12 protein-coding genes and 2 pseudogenes are annotated in these 15646 nt (G+C 61.7%); 10 read left to right on the forward strand and 4 right to left on the reverse strand.

Annotation, left to right across the window (positions count from 1 at the left end; all coding sequences use genetic code 11):
* Window positions 1-165: 165 nt before the first annotated feature.
* A pseudogene (locus NXC14_RS25910) lies at window positions 166-1662 on the reverse strand (ISL3 family transposase).
* A 509-nt stretch (window positions 1663-2171) separates the two neighbouring features.
* Between NXC14_RS25910 and NXC14_RS25915 the strand changes: the two are divergent.
* Entirely contained in the window at window positions 2172-3092 is a 921-nt protein-coding gene (locus tag NXC14_RS25915) for a zincin-like metallopeptidase domain-containing protein (protein ID WP_085780889.1), read from the forward strand.
* A gap of 85 nt (window positions 3093-3177) precedes the next feature.
* On the opposite strand, the gene NXC14_RS25920 is transcribed toward NXC14_RS25915, so the two are convergent.
* A complete protein-coding gene (locus NXC14_RS25920) occupies window positions 3178-3387 on the reverse strand; it encodes a hypothetical protein (RefSeq protein WP_085780890.1) in 210 nt (69 codons plus the stop codon).
* A gap of 226 nt (window positions 3388-3613) precedes the next feature.
* Here NXC14_RS25920 and NXC14_RS25925 point away from each other — a divergent pair, with 226 nt between their 5' ends.
* The 4 genes and pseudogenes from NXC14_RS25925 (at window position 3614) to NXC14_RS25940 (ending at window position 5700) form a co-directional block, all read left to right on the forward strand.
* Window positions 3614-3829: a CopG family transcriptional regulator gene (locus tag NXC14_RS25925; protein ID WP_085781264.1), complete on the forward strand. Its 216-nt coding sequence runs from the start codon at window positions 3614-3616 to the stop codon at window positions 3827-3829.
* Complete coding sequence (locus tag NXC14_RS25930) at window positions 3823-4188, forward strand: type II toxin-antitoxin system VapC family toxin (protein ID WP_085780891.1); 366 nt, start codon at window positions 3823-3825, stop codon at window positions 4186-4188. The genes NXC14_RS25925 and NXC14_RS25930 overlap by 7 nt, the downstream gene beginning before the upstream one ends.
* Window positions 4189-4284: 96 nt before the next feature.
* A pseudogene (locus NXC14_RS25935) lies at window positions 4285-4595 on the forward strand (toprim domain-containing protein); the annotation flags it as partial.
* A gap of 781 nt (window positions 4596-5376) precedes the next feature.
* Complete coding sequence (locus NXC14_RS25940; RefSeq protein WP_085780892.1) at window positions 5377-5700, forward strand: DUF736 family protein; 324 nt, start codon at window positions 5377-5379, stop codon at window positions 5698-5700.
* 535 nt (window positions 5701-6235) lie between these two features.
* Here NXC14_RS25940 and NXC14_RS25945 read toward each other — a convergent pair.
* Entirely contained in the window at window positions 6236-6613 is a 378-nt protein-coding gene (locus NXC14_RS25945; RefSeq protein ID WP_245362229.1) for a WGR domain-containing protein, read from the reverse strand.
* On the opposite strand from NXC14_RS25945, the gene NXC14_RS33190 reads away from it, so the two are divergent.
* The 4 genes from NXC14_RS33190 to NXC14_RS25965 all read left to right on the forward strand — a co-directional run bounded on the left by NXC14_RS33190 (window position 6540) and on the right by NXC14_RS25965 (window position 13875).
* Window positions 6540-6755 carry a hypothetical protein gene (locus NXC14_RS33190; RefSeq protein WP_085780894.1) on the forward strand — a complete coding sequence of 72 codons (216 nt, stop codon included), beginning with the start codon at window positions 6540-6542 and terminating at the stop codon, window positions 6753-6755. The genes NXC14_RS25945 and NXC14_RS33190 overlap by 74 nt on opposite strands.
* On the forward strand, window positions 6752-7234 hold the full coding sequence (locus NXC14_RS25955; protein ID WP_085780895.1) for a hypothetical protein: 483 nt from the start codon (window positions 6752-6754) through the stop codon (window positions 7232-7234). The genes NXC14_RS33190 and NXC14_RS25955 overlap by 4 nt, the downstream gene beginning before the upstream one ends.
* A 474-nt stretch (window positions 7235-7708) precedes the next feature.
* A complete protein-coding gene (gene traA, locus NXC14_RS25960; RefSeq protein ID WP_245362230.1) occupies window positions 7709-12346 on the forward strand; it encodes a Ti-type conjugative transfer relaxase TraA in 4638 nt (1545 codons plus the stop codon).
* Between the two features lie 191 nt (window positions 12347-12537).
* The gene (locus NXC14_RS25965) at window positions 12538-13875 is read left to right on the forward strand and encodes a nucleotide sugar dehydrogenase (RefSeq protein WP_085780896.1); all 1338 of its coding nucleotides are present in this window, start codon (window positions 12538-12540) and stop codon (window positions 13873-13875) included.
* Here the strand turns inward: NXC14_RS25965 and NXC14_RS25970 are convergent.
* Window positions 13865-15040, reverse strand: a complete 1176-nt coding sequence (locus NXC14_RS25970; RefSeq protein WP_085780897.1) for a DUF3095 domain-containing protein — start codon at window positions 15038-15040, stop codon at window positions 13865-13867. The genes NXC14_RS25965 and NXC14_RS25970 overlap by 11 nt on opposite strands.
* A gap of 124 nt (window positions 15041-15164) precedes the next feature.
* On the opposite strand from NXC14_RS25970, the gene NXC14_RS25975 reads away from it, so the two are divergent.
* The gene (locus NXC14_RS25975) at window positions 15165-15644 is read left to right on the forward strand and encodes a class I SAM-dependent methyltransferase (protein ID WP_085780898.1); all 480 of its coding nucleotides are present in this window, start codon (window positions 15165-15167) and stop codon (window positions 15642-15644) included.
* Window positions 15645-15646 lie beyond the last annotated feature (2 nt).

Consider the following 15646-nt stretch of genomic DNA (forward strand, 5'->3'; position numbering starts at 1 on the left):
TCGCAGGAGGCAACGTATGCCCTCGCTGATGGAGGATGCCTAATTAATCAGCATCCAAAATTCACCCTTATCGGCATCCAATTTTGGCTCTGACGCAGATTTGGTGCAATTCTCTCATGTCGCGCCAATCAGGCGGGCTTGGAGAAGATCAAGTTTTCCGCGTCCTTAGATCTGGCGCTTTACCAGCTTGAGCTTGGTGATCTGCCCCTCGGTTTGTCCATTGGACCATGGTGAGACGATCACTGCCCGGACTGCCTGTATGTCTTTCGCCACGCCATTGACAAAGGAGGAAATCACACTGTTATGGGCGCGGTCGATCCACGGCGCGAGATGGTTTTCCGCCTTGCACCGGATCATAAGATAGACTTCGGCGATGATATCGCGAGCCGTAACGAGCAAGGGAACACCACTTTCGATAGCGGCGATTGCGACGGTCTCGGATTTCGTCAGGTTGTCTCTGCTGGTTGACAAAGGGCGGGCAATCGTTGGGGCGGAGGGAATGCGGGTCAACGAGTCCGCATCCGCCTTGTCGGCTCGCTTCCGTCGTGTGGCCCATTCACTGGCGACCCGGCACGAACCACGAAAGCCTCGTGTTCTCAAACGCCGCCATAGCTCAGTGCCGTTCCTCTTGCCGGCAGCCCATTGCAAGTCGAGCCATTCGAGATAGGGCTCCAACGAGCTTTTTCTGGGCCGAAAGACATCGTTTCGTTGCCCTCTGGGCACCTGGCGGACCAAGCCGCGACTATGACCGGTACGGCGCACGATTTCCTTGATCGTGACATCATCCTTCGCCAGTGCAATGACGGCCGCGTTCGTCTGTTCGCGCCGAAGATAGCCTTCGTATTCGTTCGGCCGCGGTCAGCAGCTTGGGATTGATGCGCGTTGCTCCGAGTGTCTTGCGGATTTCCGCATCCATTTGCAGACAGCGTCCAGGAACGCACGGCTGGCATTCTCCATCAAATGCCATCGATCAGCGACCTGCAACGCATCCGGCAGCGCCTTTGCCACCGCGAGCCCGTAAGCACCGCCACGGTCGCGGGCAATGATCTGGACTTGGGGGTTCTGCCGCAGCCAAGCTTCCGCCGTCGACGGCTCACGATCCGGCAACAGACGAACCGGCCGCCGACGTTCTAGGTCACACAAGATCGTGCCGTAGCGATGATTGCGCCGTCAGGCCCAGTCGTCGACGCCAATCACCGAGGGCGGGGTCGACGTTGGTAGTCCTTGCCTGCGGATGACGCGCAGCAAAGTGTCGTTGCTGACGGGAAGCATCAGCCGCTGGGCAAAACGCGCCGCCGGGCGTCCTCCAAGCGCGAGCGCCAAATGGTGGACGACATGCTCAAGACGCCCAGTTCGTCTGGCATAGGGCGGCAGCACATCGCCAAACCCCTCGGTAAATATCTGCCTCCCGCAGAGCACGGCATCACAAGCGAACCTTCGTGTCTGCACGAGCAGCCTGACGCGTCTCCCAGAGAGGGGAAGGTCCGCTACTTGGCGGCAATAGCGACTTCGAACCGTTTGCGACATCCGTCCGCATGCCGGACAAGCCACGGTAGCGCCGGCTCGGGAAAGCAAGATGCAGGTTTCATCGTCAATGTGGGTGATGCGTTCGGCGATGAAGCCTGCCGGTACCAAATCAGAGGGGCGAAACTTGGTGAGCATCGTGCTGATTCCTTTGTGGAAACCAGCAAGGCAGCATCGTTACAACTGCATCAAAACTGAGTCAGAGCCAAATTTGCACGCCGAAACACAGAGGGGAATGCACTACGGCCATAAGCTTCGTGAGATGGACGGACCCTCCGGAACGGCACTGACAAGCCTATACCGGCGTGCCAAATCTGTTTCCGCCCTTGTCGAGGACTGGTTGCGTCGCCGCGCCCGCGGCCATCATGAGGCCAAGCAGGCATCGATCTTCAATGCGGTTCATCTGCGATGCGAGCGACGTGATCAGCTTTGGATTTGCCGCTCTGCCTCCTTCACGACCTCACGATAATGGTGCTGCCATCGCGTCCTGCCCCGGCTCTTGGTCCTGCCAGGCCCACGCCGCCGGCAACGGCTTTGCCGTCCTCCACTTCGTTGCGGCCCTGCGGGTGCAGGCGGCGCTTGTTGCCTGGCTTTCGGCCCGCCGTAGCAGGTCGCGATAGCCGCGACCTCCAAACGGAGGTTCAGATATGAGCACGCAGCAATCCAATCAACGATCCGATATTTACAGCCGCATCACCGCCAAGATCATTGCCGATCTCGAACAGGGCGTACGGCCATGGACCAGGCCCTGGACGACGAAAGATGCGACAGCCGAGGTCAGCCGGCCACTGCGCCATAACGGCCAACCATACACCGGCATCAATGTTCTGCTCCTCTGGTCGGAAGCCATCGCCCGCGGCTTTGCGTCATCGACGTGGATGACGTTTCGCCAGGCAAAGGAGCTCGGCGCTGCCGTCCGCAAGGGCGAAACCGGCACAACCGTTGTCTTCGCCAGTTCTTTTGTCCGCGCCGAGACGACAGAGACAGGCGCGGAGATCGAGCGGGATATCCCGTTCCTCAAAACCTACACGGTATTCAATACCGATCAGATCACCGGTCTCGATGGGCGGGCCGAGTGCATTGAGCCCGTCCAGGATCCGATGAGCCGCATCGGCAATGCCGGCCGCTTCTTTGCCAACACGGGCGCACTGATACGGCACGGAGGATCGGCCGCCTATTATGCTGCTGCCCGGGACTACATCCAGATGCCACACCTGGATGCCTTCCGCGACGATGCCTCCTATGTCGCCATCTTGAGCCACGAGATGACGCACTGGACCGCGGCACCCCGAAGGCTTGACCGTGATCTCAGCCGGTACGCCAAGGACCGGAGCGAACGAGCCCGCGAAGAACTCATTGCCGAACTCGGCAGCTGCTTTCTTTGCGCCGATCTCGGCATCGTTCCGGAGCTCGAACCACGCCCCGATCACGCCAGCTATATCGATGGCTGGCTCAAGGTTCTCGGCTACGATAAGCGGGCCATCTTTTCAGCGGCAGCTCATGCGCAGCGGGCCGTCGATTACCTGCATGACCTGCAGCCGGACCTCAACGAGGAGGAGGCGGCGTAAGCCGTCTTTTCTCAGCCATTCACACAGGATAACTCCAGCGGCCGATGGCCTCGCGCGCTTGCGGCCGTCGAGATCTCGGCTTGAGTCAATTCTTCGCTAACGCGCCCTTGAAAAATGCCTGCTCCATCTGCTTGGCAGCCGCCTCGGCATTCGTAGTCAGAAAGTCCAAAAAATGTCTGCCGACCACCTCACTTTGTGAAATTGAAGCAACCGTGCGGCTTCCTGGTTGCCGAAATAACGCCCTGTTTTGTGTGAACGAGAAACCCACTGGCATAAAGTCGAGCATCATGCTCATCCGAACAGCCTTGTGCCTCCATTGCCGCTGGAAAGACTCAGCCCTTTGTTCCCGGGGTCGATAACAACCCCTGGTTTCACCTAGCTAGCGACGGGTGACAACGTTGCCTCAGCAAGGGTCAATCAGCAGCCCCGCGCCCTCGTAACTTATTAATGGCTTTGTACGCCATTGAAGCCTCCGATCAGCAATGATATATACTGCCGATATCATATATCGGAGTTATCTCATGAGAACGTTGGTGGATATCGGCGACCCAGAAGTCAAAGCGCTGGACCGGCTGGCACAGCGGGAAAAAATGTCTAGGGCAGCGCTGATCCGAAAGGCGATCAATGACTTTCTGGCCAGGAACAATGCCGATGTTGAAGCAGAAGCGTTCGGCCTCTGGGGCGATCGACAGATCGATGGCTTGACCTATCAGGAAAACATGCGCAGCGAATGGTAAAGTCTCTGTTCGACACCAATGTCTTAATCGACTATCTCAACGCAGTTCCGCAAGCGCGAGGCGAACTGGCAAGATATCGCGAGAAGGCGATTAGCATCATCACCTGGATGGAGGTTCTCGTCGGTGCCAAGCCTGAGGTTGCGATCGGAACGCGCGCTTTCCTGGCGGGCTTTGCAGTCCTCGCTGTCGATGACGCCATAGCCGAACGAGCAGTATCTCTGCGACAACTTCATCGTATCAAGCTTCCCGATGCCATAATCTGGGCAACGGCCAATGTTCACTCGATGTTGCTGATTACACGAAACACAAAGGATTTCCCTCCCGAATTGCCCGAAATACGAGTGCCTTACGAAATCTGACCTAAAATCTGCGCTGTCGCCAGCACGTATCAAAGGTTCGATTTCCGCTCAGCTCCGCGGCGAAAAGTCACCGTCGCGCCGAGGATCAGACTAGCAATCCTGTCGCTCGCACATGTGATGCCCGGCATGCCGATGGCCGGGCGCTGACCGCCAATCATCTCGCCGCCTTCCGGCTGCCCGATGGTTGCCGGCGCCTCTACATCGCAGCTGACGCCGATGCCGCCGGCCGCCACGGAATCGCGGGATTAAGCCGCCGCGCCCAGACGCTCGGGATCCTGCCGCTGGTGCTCGCCCCGGAGCTCGGCGACTTCAATGAGGATCTGCGCCGGCTCGGCCCGGAGCGGCTGATCGCCAATCTCAGGGCCCAACTCGGCCCGGAAGACGCTCTGGTCTTTCTGGTCGCATAATCGTGGCGAAAGGGCAGGTGAGGGCCCGGGCCTAGCAGGATGGCCGGTTCCTTGGCGGCCGCCGTTCGGGTGGGCGCGCGCCCGCGGGCCTGCCGAGAGGCGACCCTTACCATGCGGCGGGTGGGCCTTCAGCGGGTCGGTCAGGTTTGTTCCCCTGGCTAGGGTCGCGTTCGGCCCGTAGCAGCGACAGGACCGAAATATTCGCGACCGAGCAGCAGCCGTGGCCCATTTTCTCGTTCTCCACATCGGAAATCTCAGAAAGGCTCCAAACCGACTGCGATGCCGCCGGTCATCACCTGATTTCGCGTTAATATCGCGGCAATCGCAGTGCAAGGGATTCCGCCAGCCGACACTGCCGGGCGTGCCGTTTGAAATCCGGTATTCGACCTCGGAGCGACAGCTCCACACGGTATTGCACATGGCCCGGGCTCGATGCGATTGCTGCGGCGGTTTCGCTGAGCCGGTGTAGGATTGCGCAGCTGGCACGTGCTTCCCGCTTGTGGTGGCCGGGACCGGCGAGATCTTGCCCAGAACGGTGGCGGGAATTTCAAGGCTCCTGGGTCCCTCACAACCGCCAAGGGCTATCGTGGTGGTTGTCCCCGCGTCCGGTCGCAATCCGGGACCATTCCCGTTCTCTTGTGTCGCCTTTCTAAGGGACCGGCCGCCATCAGCGTCAACCCGCAAGGGGTTCCCCTGAGCTGGCGCTCCGGTGACGCCTGCGGCTCGGCCCCTTCTTCGGACGCCATCGGGAATGGTCCCGAGCAACCGAAGGAGACATACAATGGCAACCACCATCGCAACCCTGACGCAGAAGACCGACGGCAGCCTTGAAGGCATCTTTGCCACCATCCGGGTCAACGCCCCGATCGCCATCGTTCCCAACGCCAGCAAGGCGAGCGACGACGCACCCGACTACCGCATCATCCACCGCAAGACCGGCTTCGAAATAGGGGCGGCGTGGAACCGCATTGCCCGCCAGACCGGCGAGGAATATCTCTCCGTCAAGCTGGAGGCCCCTGAGATCGGCGTGATCTTCGGCAACGTCGCCCAGGCTCCTGGCGGTGATCCCGGCAAGAAAGTCATCCTCTGGAACAGCCCGAACTGAAGAGCGACTCGAGCGGCCCCGAGCAATCGGGGCCGCCTTCGCCGTTTCGCGATTTGTTACGCGCGGTATCGGGAGTGAACGCGGGCATCGAGCCCGCATTCACTCCTCCTGTCGTGCCACACGAGACCAAGGACTGCCTGCTCAGATATCCGAGTCTGCCGTGAGGCTCGTGCCGCCTCAAGGACTTCGCGGCCCCTCCAATTTTCAGCCGGCGCCCTGAAAGGCACCGTCAGAAAATCGGTTCCTCCGCTCGCCGGCTCCGCCGGTCGCTGACGCGATCCGGCCCGACCCCCACGACCCGGGGCGTCATCTTTCACATCATTCAGGAGATGACGACGATGACGATTGCACTCGAAATTCAGGTTGAAGAACTGCGCGCCGAACTCAGGAACGCCGATCCCGCCGAGCGTCGCCGGATCGAAGCGGAGCTGGAGATCGCTGCGCCACCCTTCTGAGGGTGGCCTTTGCCTTCCCGCCTGGGCCGGCACGCCGGATCGACCAGCGCGTCGACCCGAAGCTGTGCTTCACGCATTGATTACCGGCAAGGATCATGAAGGCTTCCCGGACAGCTCCAGACCATGGGTTCACGTCGGATTCTTGTGTTCGGTCTATAGCCGCGCGCCCGTTTCGTCCGAAGAAGATCAAGGAACATGCTTACTGCATCCTCTTCCTTGTCGAAGTGATGCACCATGGCCTGGCCGGTCGTTCCGATGCGTCCCCATCGCCGCGTCAAGCAGGGCGTGCCGAATAGCGTCGGTTCAATCGCAAGCACGTAGAAGCGCGCCATATTTTTGGTCGCGTCCGTGCGTTCGATATAGAGCTGATAGGGTTGAGCGAGCATGACGGAAGAATCGCCGGTTCCGGCTTTTGCGTCCAACGACACTTGTGAATCGGTCGACCCACACCGATTCATTTTCGTGATGATGGCCGAAACCGACGATAGTGGGCGAGCCGGCCAATGGTCGCCGGGGGCTATTCGCTTCGATCACGCAAGCCCACAAGCGACCTCCGCCGCGCCGATCTCCGTCATCAAGATGAAGGAGATCCTATTATGACAACCGATCAGAACCTCATGCTCTACACCAAGCTTACCGGTTTCCGACTCGTCGTCCTGGCAAACCGCTTCGGCTGCGACAGCAGCTTCTCGCGCGAGCTTCACGATCGCCTGGTCGATGGACTCGAGGCGGCAATTGATCGGATCCACGTCATCATGGAATTGCAACGGAGGGCTCTCATCGGGGACGATGAATTCGCCGAATATCAGCTGGAGGGTGAGAACGAGATTTTCCGGCGCTTCACCATCAATCTGCTGGACGACCTCGAAATCGATCGCGACACGCACGAATTCAGCGTCAACGGCGCCGATTGGGTGAACGCTTGGGCTGTCGACGACACTGGCATCGATACCAACTATCCCAAACTCGTTGCGCTGATCGCGGACGAACTCGGCTCGCTGGCGCCAATCATCAAGGATATCACGTTAGCAACCGGCATACCCGTCTATGTGGCGCGTGCCGTTCAATGGGCCGGGTAGCAGCGCCCAATTCTGGTGATTCGCAATCAAGGCAGCCTCTCAGTCGGCGGTCGTCTCTAAAGCGGAATTGGTCGTTTTGTATCCACCCGATCCTGCGAAGAACAACATGTGAATCGAATCGAAGTCTTGGCCGTCAGAAGCGGTGGCTTACCGCCCAGGGCCAACCGCTATATTCATGTAAAGCTTCCGATCAGAGTTAGAAAGTAAGCATAGCTCGCCATGGCCGCCATGCGCCATTGCCAGCCATCCCCAGCCGTTGCACCACCGCTATACTAACTAGAATAAAATAGTTAAATAGGCTATTTTGCATCAATCTGAAAATGTCGCAGCCGCAATTCCGGTCGATAGGCGCGTTTCGGAAAAGCGGCATCGGCCTGTCAGGCCGATCGGTTCGAGGGCGCAATATACGTCGCTGCGGCGACGTGCTTGAAGGATCTGGAGCCATCAGTGGCGATCATGTTCGTCAGAGCGTAGGTGATCAGCAGGGGAGCGGGGCGCAGCATCGTCTCGGCCGCCGCCTATCGTCATCGCGCCCGGATGATGGACGAACAGGCCGGAACGTCCTTCAGCTATCGTGGTGGGTCGCGGGAGCTGGTGCATGAGGAGCTGGCGCTGCCGGAGCAGATCCCGGCCTGGCTGAGGGCGGCGATCGACGGCCAGTCCGTTGCCGGCGCCAGTGAGGCGCTCTGGAACGCCGTCGATGCTTTCGAGACCAGAGCCGATGGGCAACTCGCCCGCGAGCTGATCATCGCACTGCCGGAGGAATTGACGCGAGCGGAGAACATCGCGCTTGTCCGGGAGTTCGTCCGCGACAGCTTCACCTCGAAGGGAATGGTGGCCGACTGGGTCTATCATGACAAGGACGGCAATCCGCATATCCACCTGATGACGACGCTGAGGCCTCTGACGGAGGAGGGGTTCGGAGCAAAGAAGGTCCCTGTTCTGGGCGAAGACCGCAAGCCGCTGCGTGTCGTCACGCCTGATCGACCGAATGGCAAGATCGTCTATAAGGTGTGGGCAGGCGACAAGGAAACCTTGAAGGCGTGGAAGATCGCCTGGGCGGAGACGGCCAACCGGCACCTGGCGCTTGCCGGTCATGAGATCCGGCTCGACGGCCGCTCCTATGCCGAACAGGGCCTCGACGGTATCGCGCAAAAACATCTCGGGCCGGAGAAGGCAGCCCTCGCGCGCAAGGGCAGGGAGCTTTACTTCGCGCCGGCCGATCTCGCCCGCCGGCAAGAGATGGCCGACCGGCTGCTGGCGGAGCCGGAGCTTTTGCTGAAGCAGCTCGGCAATGAGCGCTCGACCTTCGACGAGAAGGATATCGCCAAAGCGCTGCACCGCTATGTCGACGATCCAGCAGACTTCACCAATATCCGCGCCCGGCTGATGGCGTCGGATGAACTGGTGATGTTGAAGCCGCAGCAGCTTGACGCTGAGACCGGCAAGGCGTCGGAACCGGCAGTCTTCACCACACGGGCGATGCTGCGCATCGAATACGACATGGCGCGTTCGGCGCGGGTTCTGTTGGAGCAAGCAGGCTTCGGCGTTCCGGCTCGGCAGGTCGATGCGGCGATCGAGCGCGTCGAGACCGGCGATCCACAAAAGCCGTTCAAGCTCGACGCGGAACAGGTCGATGCGATCCGTCATGTCACCGGCGACAGCGGTATTGCGGCTGTTGTCGGCCTTGCCGGCGCCGGCAAATCGACGCTGCTGGCGGCAGCCCGCCTTGCCTGGGAAAGCCAGGGGCGCCGGGTGATCGGTGCCGCCCTTGCAGGCAAGGCGGCGGAAGGCTTGGAAGACAGTTCCGGCATCAAGTCGCGCACCCTCGCCGCCTGGGAACTGGCCTGGGCGAATGGGCGCGACACACTCCATCGCGGTGATGTGCTCGTCATCGATGAAGCCGGCATGGTGTCATCCCAGCAGATGGCCCGTGTGCTTGACATCGTCGAGGCGGCGGGCGCGAAAGTCGTTCTCGTCGGCGACGCCATGCAGCTACAGCCGATCCAGGCGGGTGCAGCCTTTCGGGCGATCAGCGAACGCATCGGTTTTGCCGAGCTTGCCGGCGTGCGCCGCCAGCGTGAAGAATGGGCGCGTGAGGCCTCGCGGCTCTTTGCCCGCGGCGAGATCGAGAAAGGGCTCGACGTTTATGCCCGGCATGGTCACCTTGCCGAGGCGCGCACGCGCGCGGAAACGATCGAGCGGATTGTTGCCGACTGGAGCCAGGCGCGTAGAGAGGCAATCGGTCGATCCGTTTCCGAGGGCAGGGATGGTCGGCTGCGCGGGGACGAACTGCTCGTGCTTGCCCACACCAATGACGATGTCGGCAAGCTGAACGAGGCGCTGCGTCAGGTGATGGCAGGCGATGGTGCGCTTTCCGACAGCCGCACCTTCCAGACGGCACGCGGGGCGCGGGAGTTCGCCGCAGGCGATCGCATCATCTTTTTGGAGAACGCCCGCTTTCTCGAGCCGCGGGCCAGCAGTTATGGTCCGCAATACGTCAAGAACGGCATGCTCGGCACGGTCATCTCCACCGGCGACAAACGCGGCGAAGCGCTGATGTCGGTTCGTCTCGACAACGGCCATAAAGTCGTCTTCAGCGAAGACAGCTATCGCAATGTCGATCACGGCTATGCCGCAACGATCCACAAAGCCCAGGGTACCACCGTCGAGCGCACCTTGGTGCTTGCCACCGGCATGATGGACCAACACCTGACCTATGTAGCGATGACGAGGCATCGCGATCGCGTCGATCTTTATGCGGCAAGGGAGGATTTTGAGCCAAGACCGGAATGGGGACGCAAACCGCGTGTCGATCATGCCGCCGGCGTGACCGGCGAGCTTGTCGAAACCGGAGAGGCCAAATTCCGGCCTGATGATGAGGATGCCGACGACAGCCCCTATGCCGATGTCAGGACCGACGATGGAACCGTCCATCGGCTGTGGGGCGTGAGCCTGCCGAAGGCGCTCGAAGAGGGTGGCATCGCAGAAGGCGACACCGTCACACTGCGCAAGGACGGCGTGGAACGGGTCAAGGTCCAGATTGCCGTTATCGATGAAGAGACCGGTCAGAAGCGTTACGAGGAGCGGGAGGTCGACCGCAACGTCTGGACGGCCAGGCAGATCGAAACCGCCGAAGCGCGCCAGGACCGCATCGAGCGGGAAAGTCATCGGCCGGATCTGTTCAAGCCGCTCGTCGAGCGGTTGTCGCGCTCCGGCGCCAAGACGACGACGCTCGATTTTGAGAGCGAGGCCGGTTATCGGGCTCATGCGGAAGACTTCGCCCGCCGCCGCGGGTTCGATCATCTCTCGCTGGCTGCGGCCGAGATTGAGGGGGACATCTCACGGCGCTTTGCGTGGATTGCCGCAAAGCGCGAGCAGGTGGAAAAGCTCTGGGAACGGGCAAGCATGGCGCTCGGCTTTGCAATCGAGCGGGAACGGCGCGTCTCCTATAGCGACGAGCGAACCGAATCCCACCCAACTGAACCCCAGCCCCCCTCGGGCGCGAACGCCGGCAAAACCCATTCTCTGATCCCGCCGACCACCGACTTCGCCAGAAGCCTCAATGAGGATGCGCGGCTGGCGCAATTGTCATCCCCGGCGTGGAAGGATCGGGAAACCCTCCTGCGACCGGTGCTGGAGAAGATCTATCGCGATCCGGATGGCGCACTTGTCGCCCTGAATGCGCGTGCTTCAGAGGCCGGCGCCGAACCCCGCAGGCTCGCCGACGATCTTGCCGCGAGCCCCGATCGGCTTGGCCGCCTGCGCGGCTCCGAGCTCATCGTCGACGGACGCGCAGAGCGCCAGGAGCGGAATGTCGCCTTGGCGGCTGTGACGGAATTGCTTCCCATGGCCCGCGCCCATGCGACCGAGTTCCGCAGGAACGCCGAACGCTTCGAGATCCGTGAGCAGGCGCGTCGCGCGCATATGTCATTGTCGGTCCCGGCACTCTCCGAAGGCGCCATGGCGCGTCTCATGGAGATCGAGACGGTGCGCAACAGGGGCGGCGACGATGCTTATAAGACAGCCTTTGCGCTTGCCGCGAAGGACCGCACGGTCGTGCAAGAGATCAAGGCGGTCAGCGAAGCGCTGTCGGCCCGCTTCGGCTGGAGCGCCTTCACCGCAAAGGCGGATGCGGTCGCCGAGCGCAACATGGCCGAGCGTTTGCCGGATGATCTGGTGGCCGGCGAGGGCGAGAAGCTGACCCACCTGTTCGAAGCCGTCAAACGTTTTGCCGAGGAGCAGCATCTGGCCGAGCGCCAGGACCGTTCAAAGATCGTCGCGGCGGCCAGTGCCGTTCCGGACCCGGAGCAAGACAAGGGGGGAGGCAAGGAGAATGTGACCGTGCTGCCCATGCTTGCCGCCGTCACCGAGTTTAAGACAGCAGTCGACGACGAGGCGCGAACGCGAACTCTCTCCGCTCCCCTTTACCGTCAGCAGCGTGCGGCACTGGCCAACGCGGCAAGAACGATCTGGCGCGATCCGGCAGGCGCTGTCGGCAAGATCGAGGAACTGCTTGCCAAAGGCTTTGCTGCCGATCGCATCGCCGCTGCGGTGAGCAATGATCCGGCCGCCTATGGCGCTTTGCGCGGCTCGGGCCGTCTGATGGACAAGATGCTGGCTTCCGGCCGGGAGCGCAAAGAGGCGGCGCAGGCCGTGCCCGAGGCAGCCAGCCGGCTGCGCTCTCTCGGGGCAACCTATGCCAATCTCTTCGATGCAGAACGACAGGGCATCACCGACGAACGCCGACGCATGGGGGTTTCCATTCCTGGCCTGTCGAAGGCGGCGGAAGAGGCGCTCATGCGTCTCACCACTGAGGCGAGGAACAAAAGCCGTCAGCAAAACGCATCGGCGGCTCCTCTCGATCCGGACATCCGCCGGGAGTTCGCCGTCGTCAGCAAAGCGCTTGACGAGCGCTTCGGGCGCAACGCCATCATCCGTGGCGACAAGGATCTCATCAACCATGTGCCAGAGGCGCAGCGCCAAGCTTTTGCGGCGATGCAGGAAAGGTTAAAGGTCCTGCAGCAGGCAGTCCGCGCGGAAAGCAGTCAGCAGATCCTCGCCGAAAGGCGTCACCGGGCGGTCAACCGCGGCCGGGGAATCGATCTCTAAAGGTCGCTGAACAACCGCATCGCTTGGCGTTCATGCGCCGCTGTCGGCTACTCGCTTTCACGCTGGGGATGTGGTGGTCTCCTCTGTGCTCAGATGTTTACTTTATTCCCAAGCAGAAGTGGAGGCGGTTTAATTTCCCACCATCATGCATTAGATCAGCTTCCTGAATTTCCCGTTTGAAAGATCCTGCCTTGGCCCCCTCAACCTTCGACACGCTTCTGCAGAAGATCGAAACCCGCGCGGCGCGTGCCGGCATTATCGGGCTCGGTTATGTTGGCCTGCCGCTGGCGATTGCGGTAGCGCGCAGCGGTTTTGCGGTCACCGGCTTTGACATCGATCCCTCAAAGATGGTGGCGCTCGATGCCCGCCGCTCCTACATCGACGCCGTCAGCAACGAAGCGCTCGCAGCCGAGATCGAGGCGGGGCGGTTCCAGGCGACCACGGATTTCGCAGGCCTTGGCGAATGCGATGTCATCATCATCTGCGTGCCGACGCCGCTGACCAAACATCGCGACCCCGATCTTTCCTTCGTCGAGGCGACCTCGCGCTCGATCGCTGAGCACCTGCGTCCCGGCCAGCTCGTCGCTCTGGAATCGACCACCTATCCCGGCACGACGGACGATATCGTCAAGGTCATTCTCGAAGGCACCGGGTTGAAATCCGGCGCGGACTTCTTCGTCGGCTTCTCGCCGGAGCGCGAGGACCCCGGCAACCAGCATTATCACACCGCGACCATCCCGAAGGTCGTCGCCGGCGACGGGCCGGAGGCGTTGGCTCTGATGAAGGCCTTCTACGGCGCTGCGGTTTCGACCGTCGTCCCGGTTTCCTCGAATGCGACGGCCGAAGCGGTCAAGCTCACCGAAAACATCTTCCGTTCGGTCAACATCGCCCTCGTCAACGAGCTGAAGACCGTCTATGCGGCCATGGGCATCGACGTCTGGGAAGTGATCGAGGCGGCCAAGACCAAGCCCTTCGGCTATATGCCCTTCTATCCCGGCCCCGGCCTCGGCGGCCATTGCATCCCAATCGATCCCTTCTATCTCACCTGGAAATCGCGCGAATACGAGTTGCCGACCCGCTTCATCGAGCTTGCCGGCGAGATCAATTCGGCGATGCCGCGCTATGTCGTCGGCAAACTAGCCGAAGCGCTCGACATGCGCGCCGGCAAGGCGCTGAGCCGCAGCCGTGTGCTGGTGCTGGGCCTCGCCTACAAGAAGAACGTCGCCGATATCAGAGAGAGCCCGTCGCTGCGGCTGATTGAAATCATCGAGGAGCGCGGCGGCCGCGCCGATTACCACGATCCCTTCGTCGCCGAGATCCCGCCGACGCGTGAATACCAGGCCCTGAAAGGTCGCAAGTCGGTGGGGCTGACGCCGCAGGCCTTGAGCGGCTATGACGCAGTGCTGGTCGCGACCGATCATGACAGTGTGGATTATGCGGCGCTCGCCAAAACTGCTGCGCTGATCGTCGATACCCGCAATGTCTTCGACCGGCTCGGCCTCTCGGCCGATCACGTCATCAAGGCGTGACGGAAACGGCCGAAAGCGATTTGCCGGCCATCCGGCTGGCGGCCACCGCATAGCCGCCTGACGCACCGTCGATGAAATGCATGTGGTCGCGCGAGATCGGCGTCGGCACGAAGCAGGTCATCAAAGCCGAGGACTGGCGATGCAGGCCGTAGCGGGCGATGCCCTTGGCCCGCGCGTCTTCCAGCAGCGTCTCGATCCGTTTCAAGCGGCCGGCGTCGACGTCGACCGTCATCTTCAGCCCGTCGTCGAACTTGCGGAAATCGGAATTGCCGGCGACGTCGCGCTTGTAGCGGCGGGCATCAAAGCGTCCGAGTGGAAGGCCGAGCCTGTAGCACGCGAGGATGATGGCGAGCTGCAGGAAGATGATCAGCTTCTGCCACAGCCGTCTTCCCGCGGGCGCGGTGGCCTTGGCCTCGCGATTGATGCCCTTCAGCGAGAAGGCGAATTTCGGGCCGTCGGCCGGCACCGGATGGCTGCCGCGGTTCTGCTCGGCGGTGATGGCGACGATGCCGTTGACGAGATCGCGGAATTCTTCGCCCGGCCGGCCTTCGCCGGGCACGGCGATGATCGAGACGATCTCGCCATTCTCCGCCGCAATCGGGCTCCAGCGGCAGGACAGGCCAGTTAGATCCGGCCGCGTGCCCGGCGCGGCGCGCTCGACGCCGTAACGGCCGAGCTTCATCTGTCGTTCCGCCCAGCTTGTGCCGCCGCCCCAAAACATCGCATAGGTGACATGCGGGCTTGCGGAATAGCGCGCGACGCGCACGTCGAGGCCCTCCGCGCGGGTATCGGCGACCGGCACGATGGCGATGCGCAGCATCAGGCCGAGATCCTCCTCGACCCAGACCTGCACGGCGGCGAGCGCATCCCGCGCCGTCTTCTCCAGCGAACCCGGCAGCGCGATCAGCGCGCCATCGCCGCCGAAGACGAAGGGATAGTCGCCCTTGCCGACTGCATTCAGCACCGCCGAAATGACGCTGGCGCCGGCCATGTTGACGTCCTTGTAGCGACCGCCGGCAATCGCCTGCGTCGAACCGACGATATCGGCAAGCGCCAGCACCCATCCCTCCGGCAACGGCCGGTAATTGCCGGCATCGGTCACGCCCTCGAAGGCGCTGAAGCGCGGCACGCTCGCAAAGAATTCTTCGTCGGTCCCGGTTGTCATGTCATTGACCTTAGCACAGACCCATATCGCTGCTGCAACGCCAATTCACATCTATGGCAATCGACTTGACAAGGTTTCATGTGTTAGCACGCGCTCACGATTTTCATCACGGATTCGGATTGCCATGAGCCGCCTCGACAGCTTCATTCGCCGGTTGACGGCCCAACGCGACATTCTGAACGCAATCACCGATCTGGTCGAGGACATCGAAGGCCCGGTGCTGGAGTTCGGCCTCGGCAACGGCCGCACCTTTGATCACCTGCGCGAAAAATTCCCCGACCGCCGCATCATCGCCTTCGACTGGGAAGTCCGCTCCTATTCGGCCTCGACCCCAGAGCCGCAAGATATGGTGACTGGCAACATCCGCGATTCCGGTCAGGCCTTCCTCGGCATCGGCGCAGCCCTCGCCCACGCCGATATCGGCACCGGCCATGACGAGATCGATGCGGTGACGCTGACCTGGCTGCCACAGCTGATAGCCGGCGTGCTCGGCCCGAACGGCATCGCCGTCAGCGGCCTGCCACTGGAGCATCCGGAGCTCACGGAGCTGCCGCTGCCGGAGGGAATCAAGGAAGGGCGGTATTTTCTGTATCGGCGCATGTGAGG

This window comes from Rhizobium sp. NXC14 (assembly GCF_002117485.1).
Classification (GTDB): Bacteria; Pseudomonadota; Alphaproteobacteria; order Rhizobiales; family Rhizobiaceae; genus Rhizobium.

What these genes read in the sequence shown, in the direction of transcription:
- NXC14_RS25915 (WP_085780889.1), top strand. Translation starts at nt 2,172, where the DNA reads ATGAGCACGCAGCAATCCAATCAACGATCCGATATTTACAGCCGCATC.
- NXC14_RS25920 (WP_085780890.1), bottom strand. Translation starts at nt 3,387, where the DNA reads ATGAGCATGATGCTCGACTTTATGCCAGTGGGTTTCTCGTTCACACAA.
- NXC14_RS25925 (WP_085781264.1), top strand. Translation starts at nt 3,614, where the DNA reads ATGAGAACGTTGGTGGATATCGGCGACCCAGAAGTCAAAGCGCTGGAC.
- NXC14_RS25930 (WP_085780891.1), top strand. Translation starts at nt 3,823, where the DNA reads ATGGTAAAGTCTCTGTTCGACACCAATGTCTTAATCGACTATCTCAAC.
- NXC14_RS25940 (WP_085780892.1), top strand. Translation starts at nt 5,377, where the DNA reads ATGGCAACCACCATCGCAACCCTGACGCAGAAGACCGACGGCAGCCTT.
- NXC14_RS33190 (WP_085780894.1), top strand. Translation starts at nt 6,540, where the DNA reads ATGACGGAAGAATCGCCGGTTCCGGCTTTTGCGTCCAACGACACTTGT.
- NXC14_RS25945 (WP_245362229.1), bottom strand. Translation starts at nt 6,613, where the DNA reads ATGAATCGGTGTGGGTCGACCGATTCACAAGTGTCGTTGGACGCAAAA.
- NXC14_RS25955 (WP_085780895.1), top strand. Translation starts at nt 6,752, where the DNA reads ATGACAACCGATCAGAACCTCATGCTCTACACCAAGCTTACCGGTTTC.
- NXC14_RS25970 (WP_085780897.1), bottom strand. Translation starts at nt 15,040, where the DNA reads ATGACAACCGGGACCGACGAAGAATTCTTTGCGAGCGTGCCGCGCTTC.
- NXC14_RS25975 (WP_085780898.1), top strand. Translation starts at nt 15,165, where the DNA reads ATGAGCCGCCTCGACAGCTTCATTCGCCGGTTGACGGCCCAACGCGAC.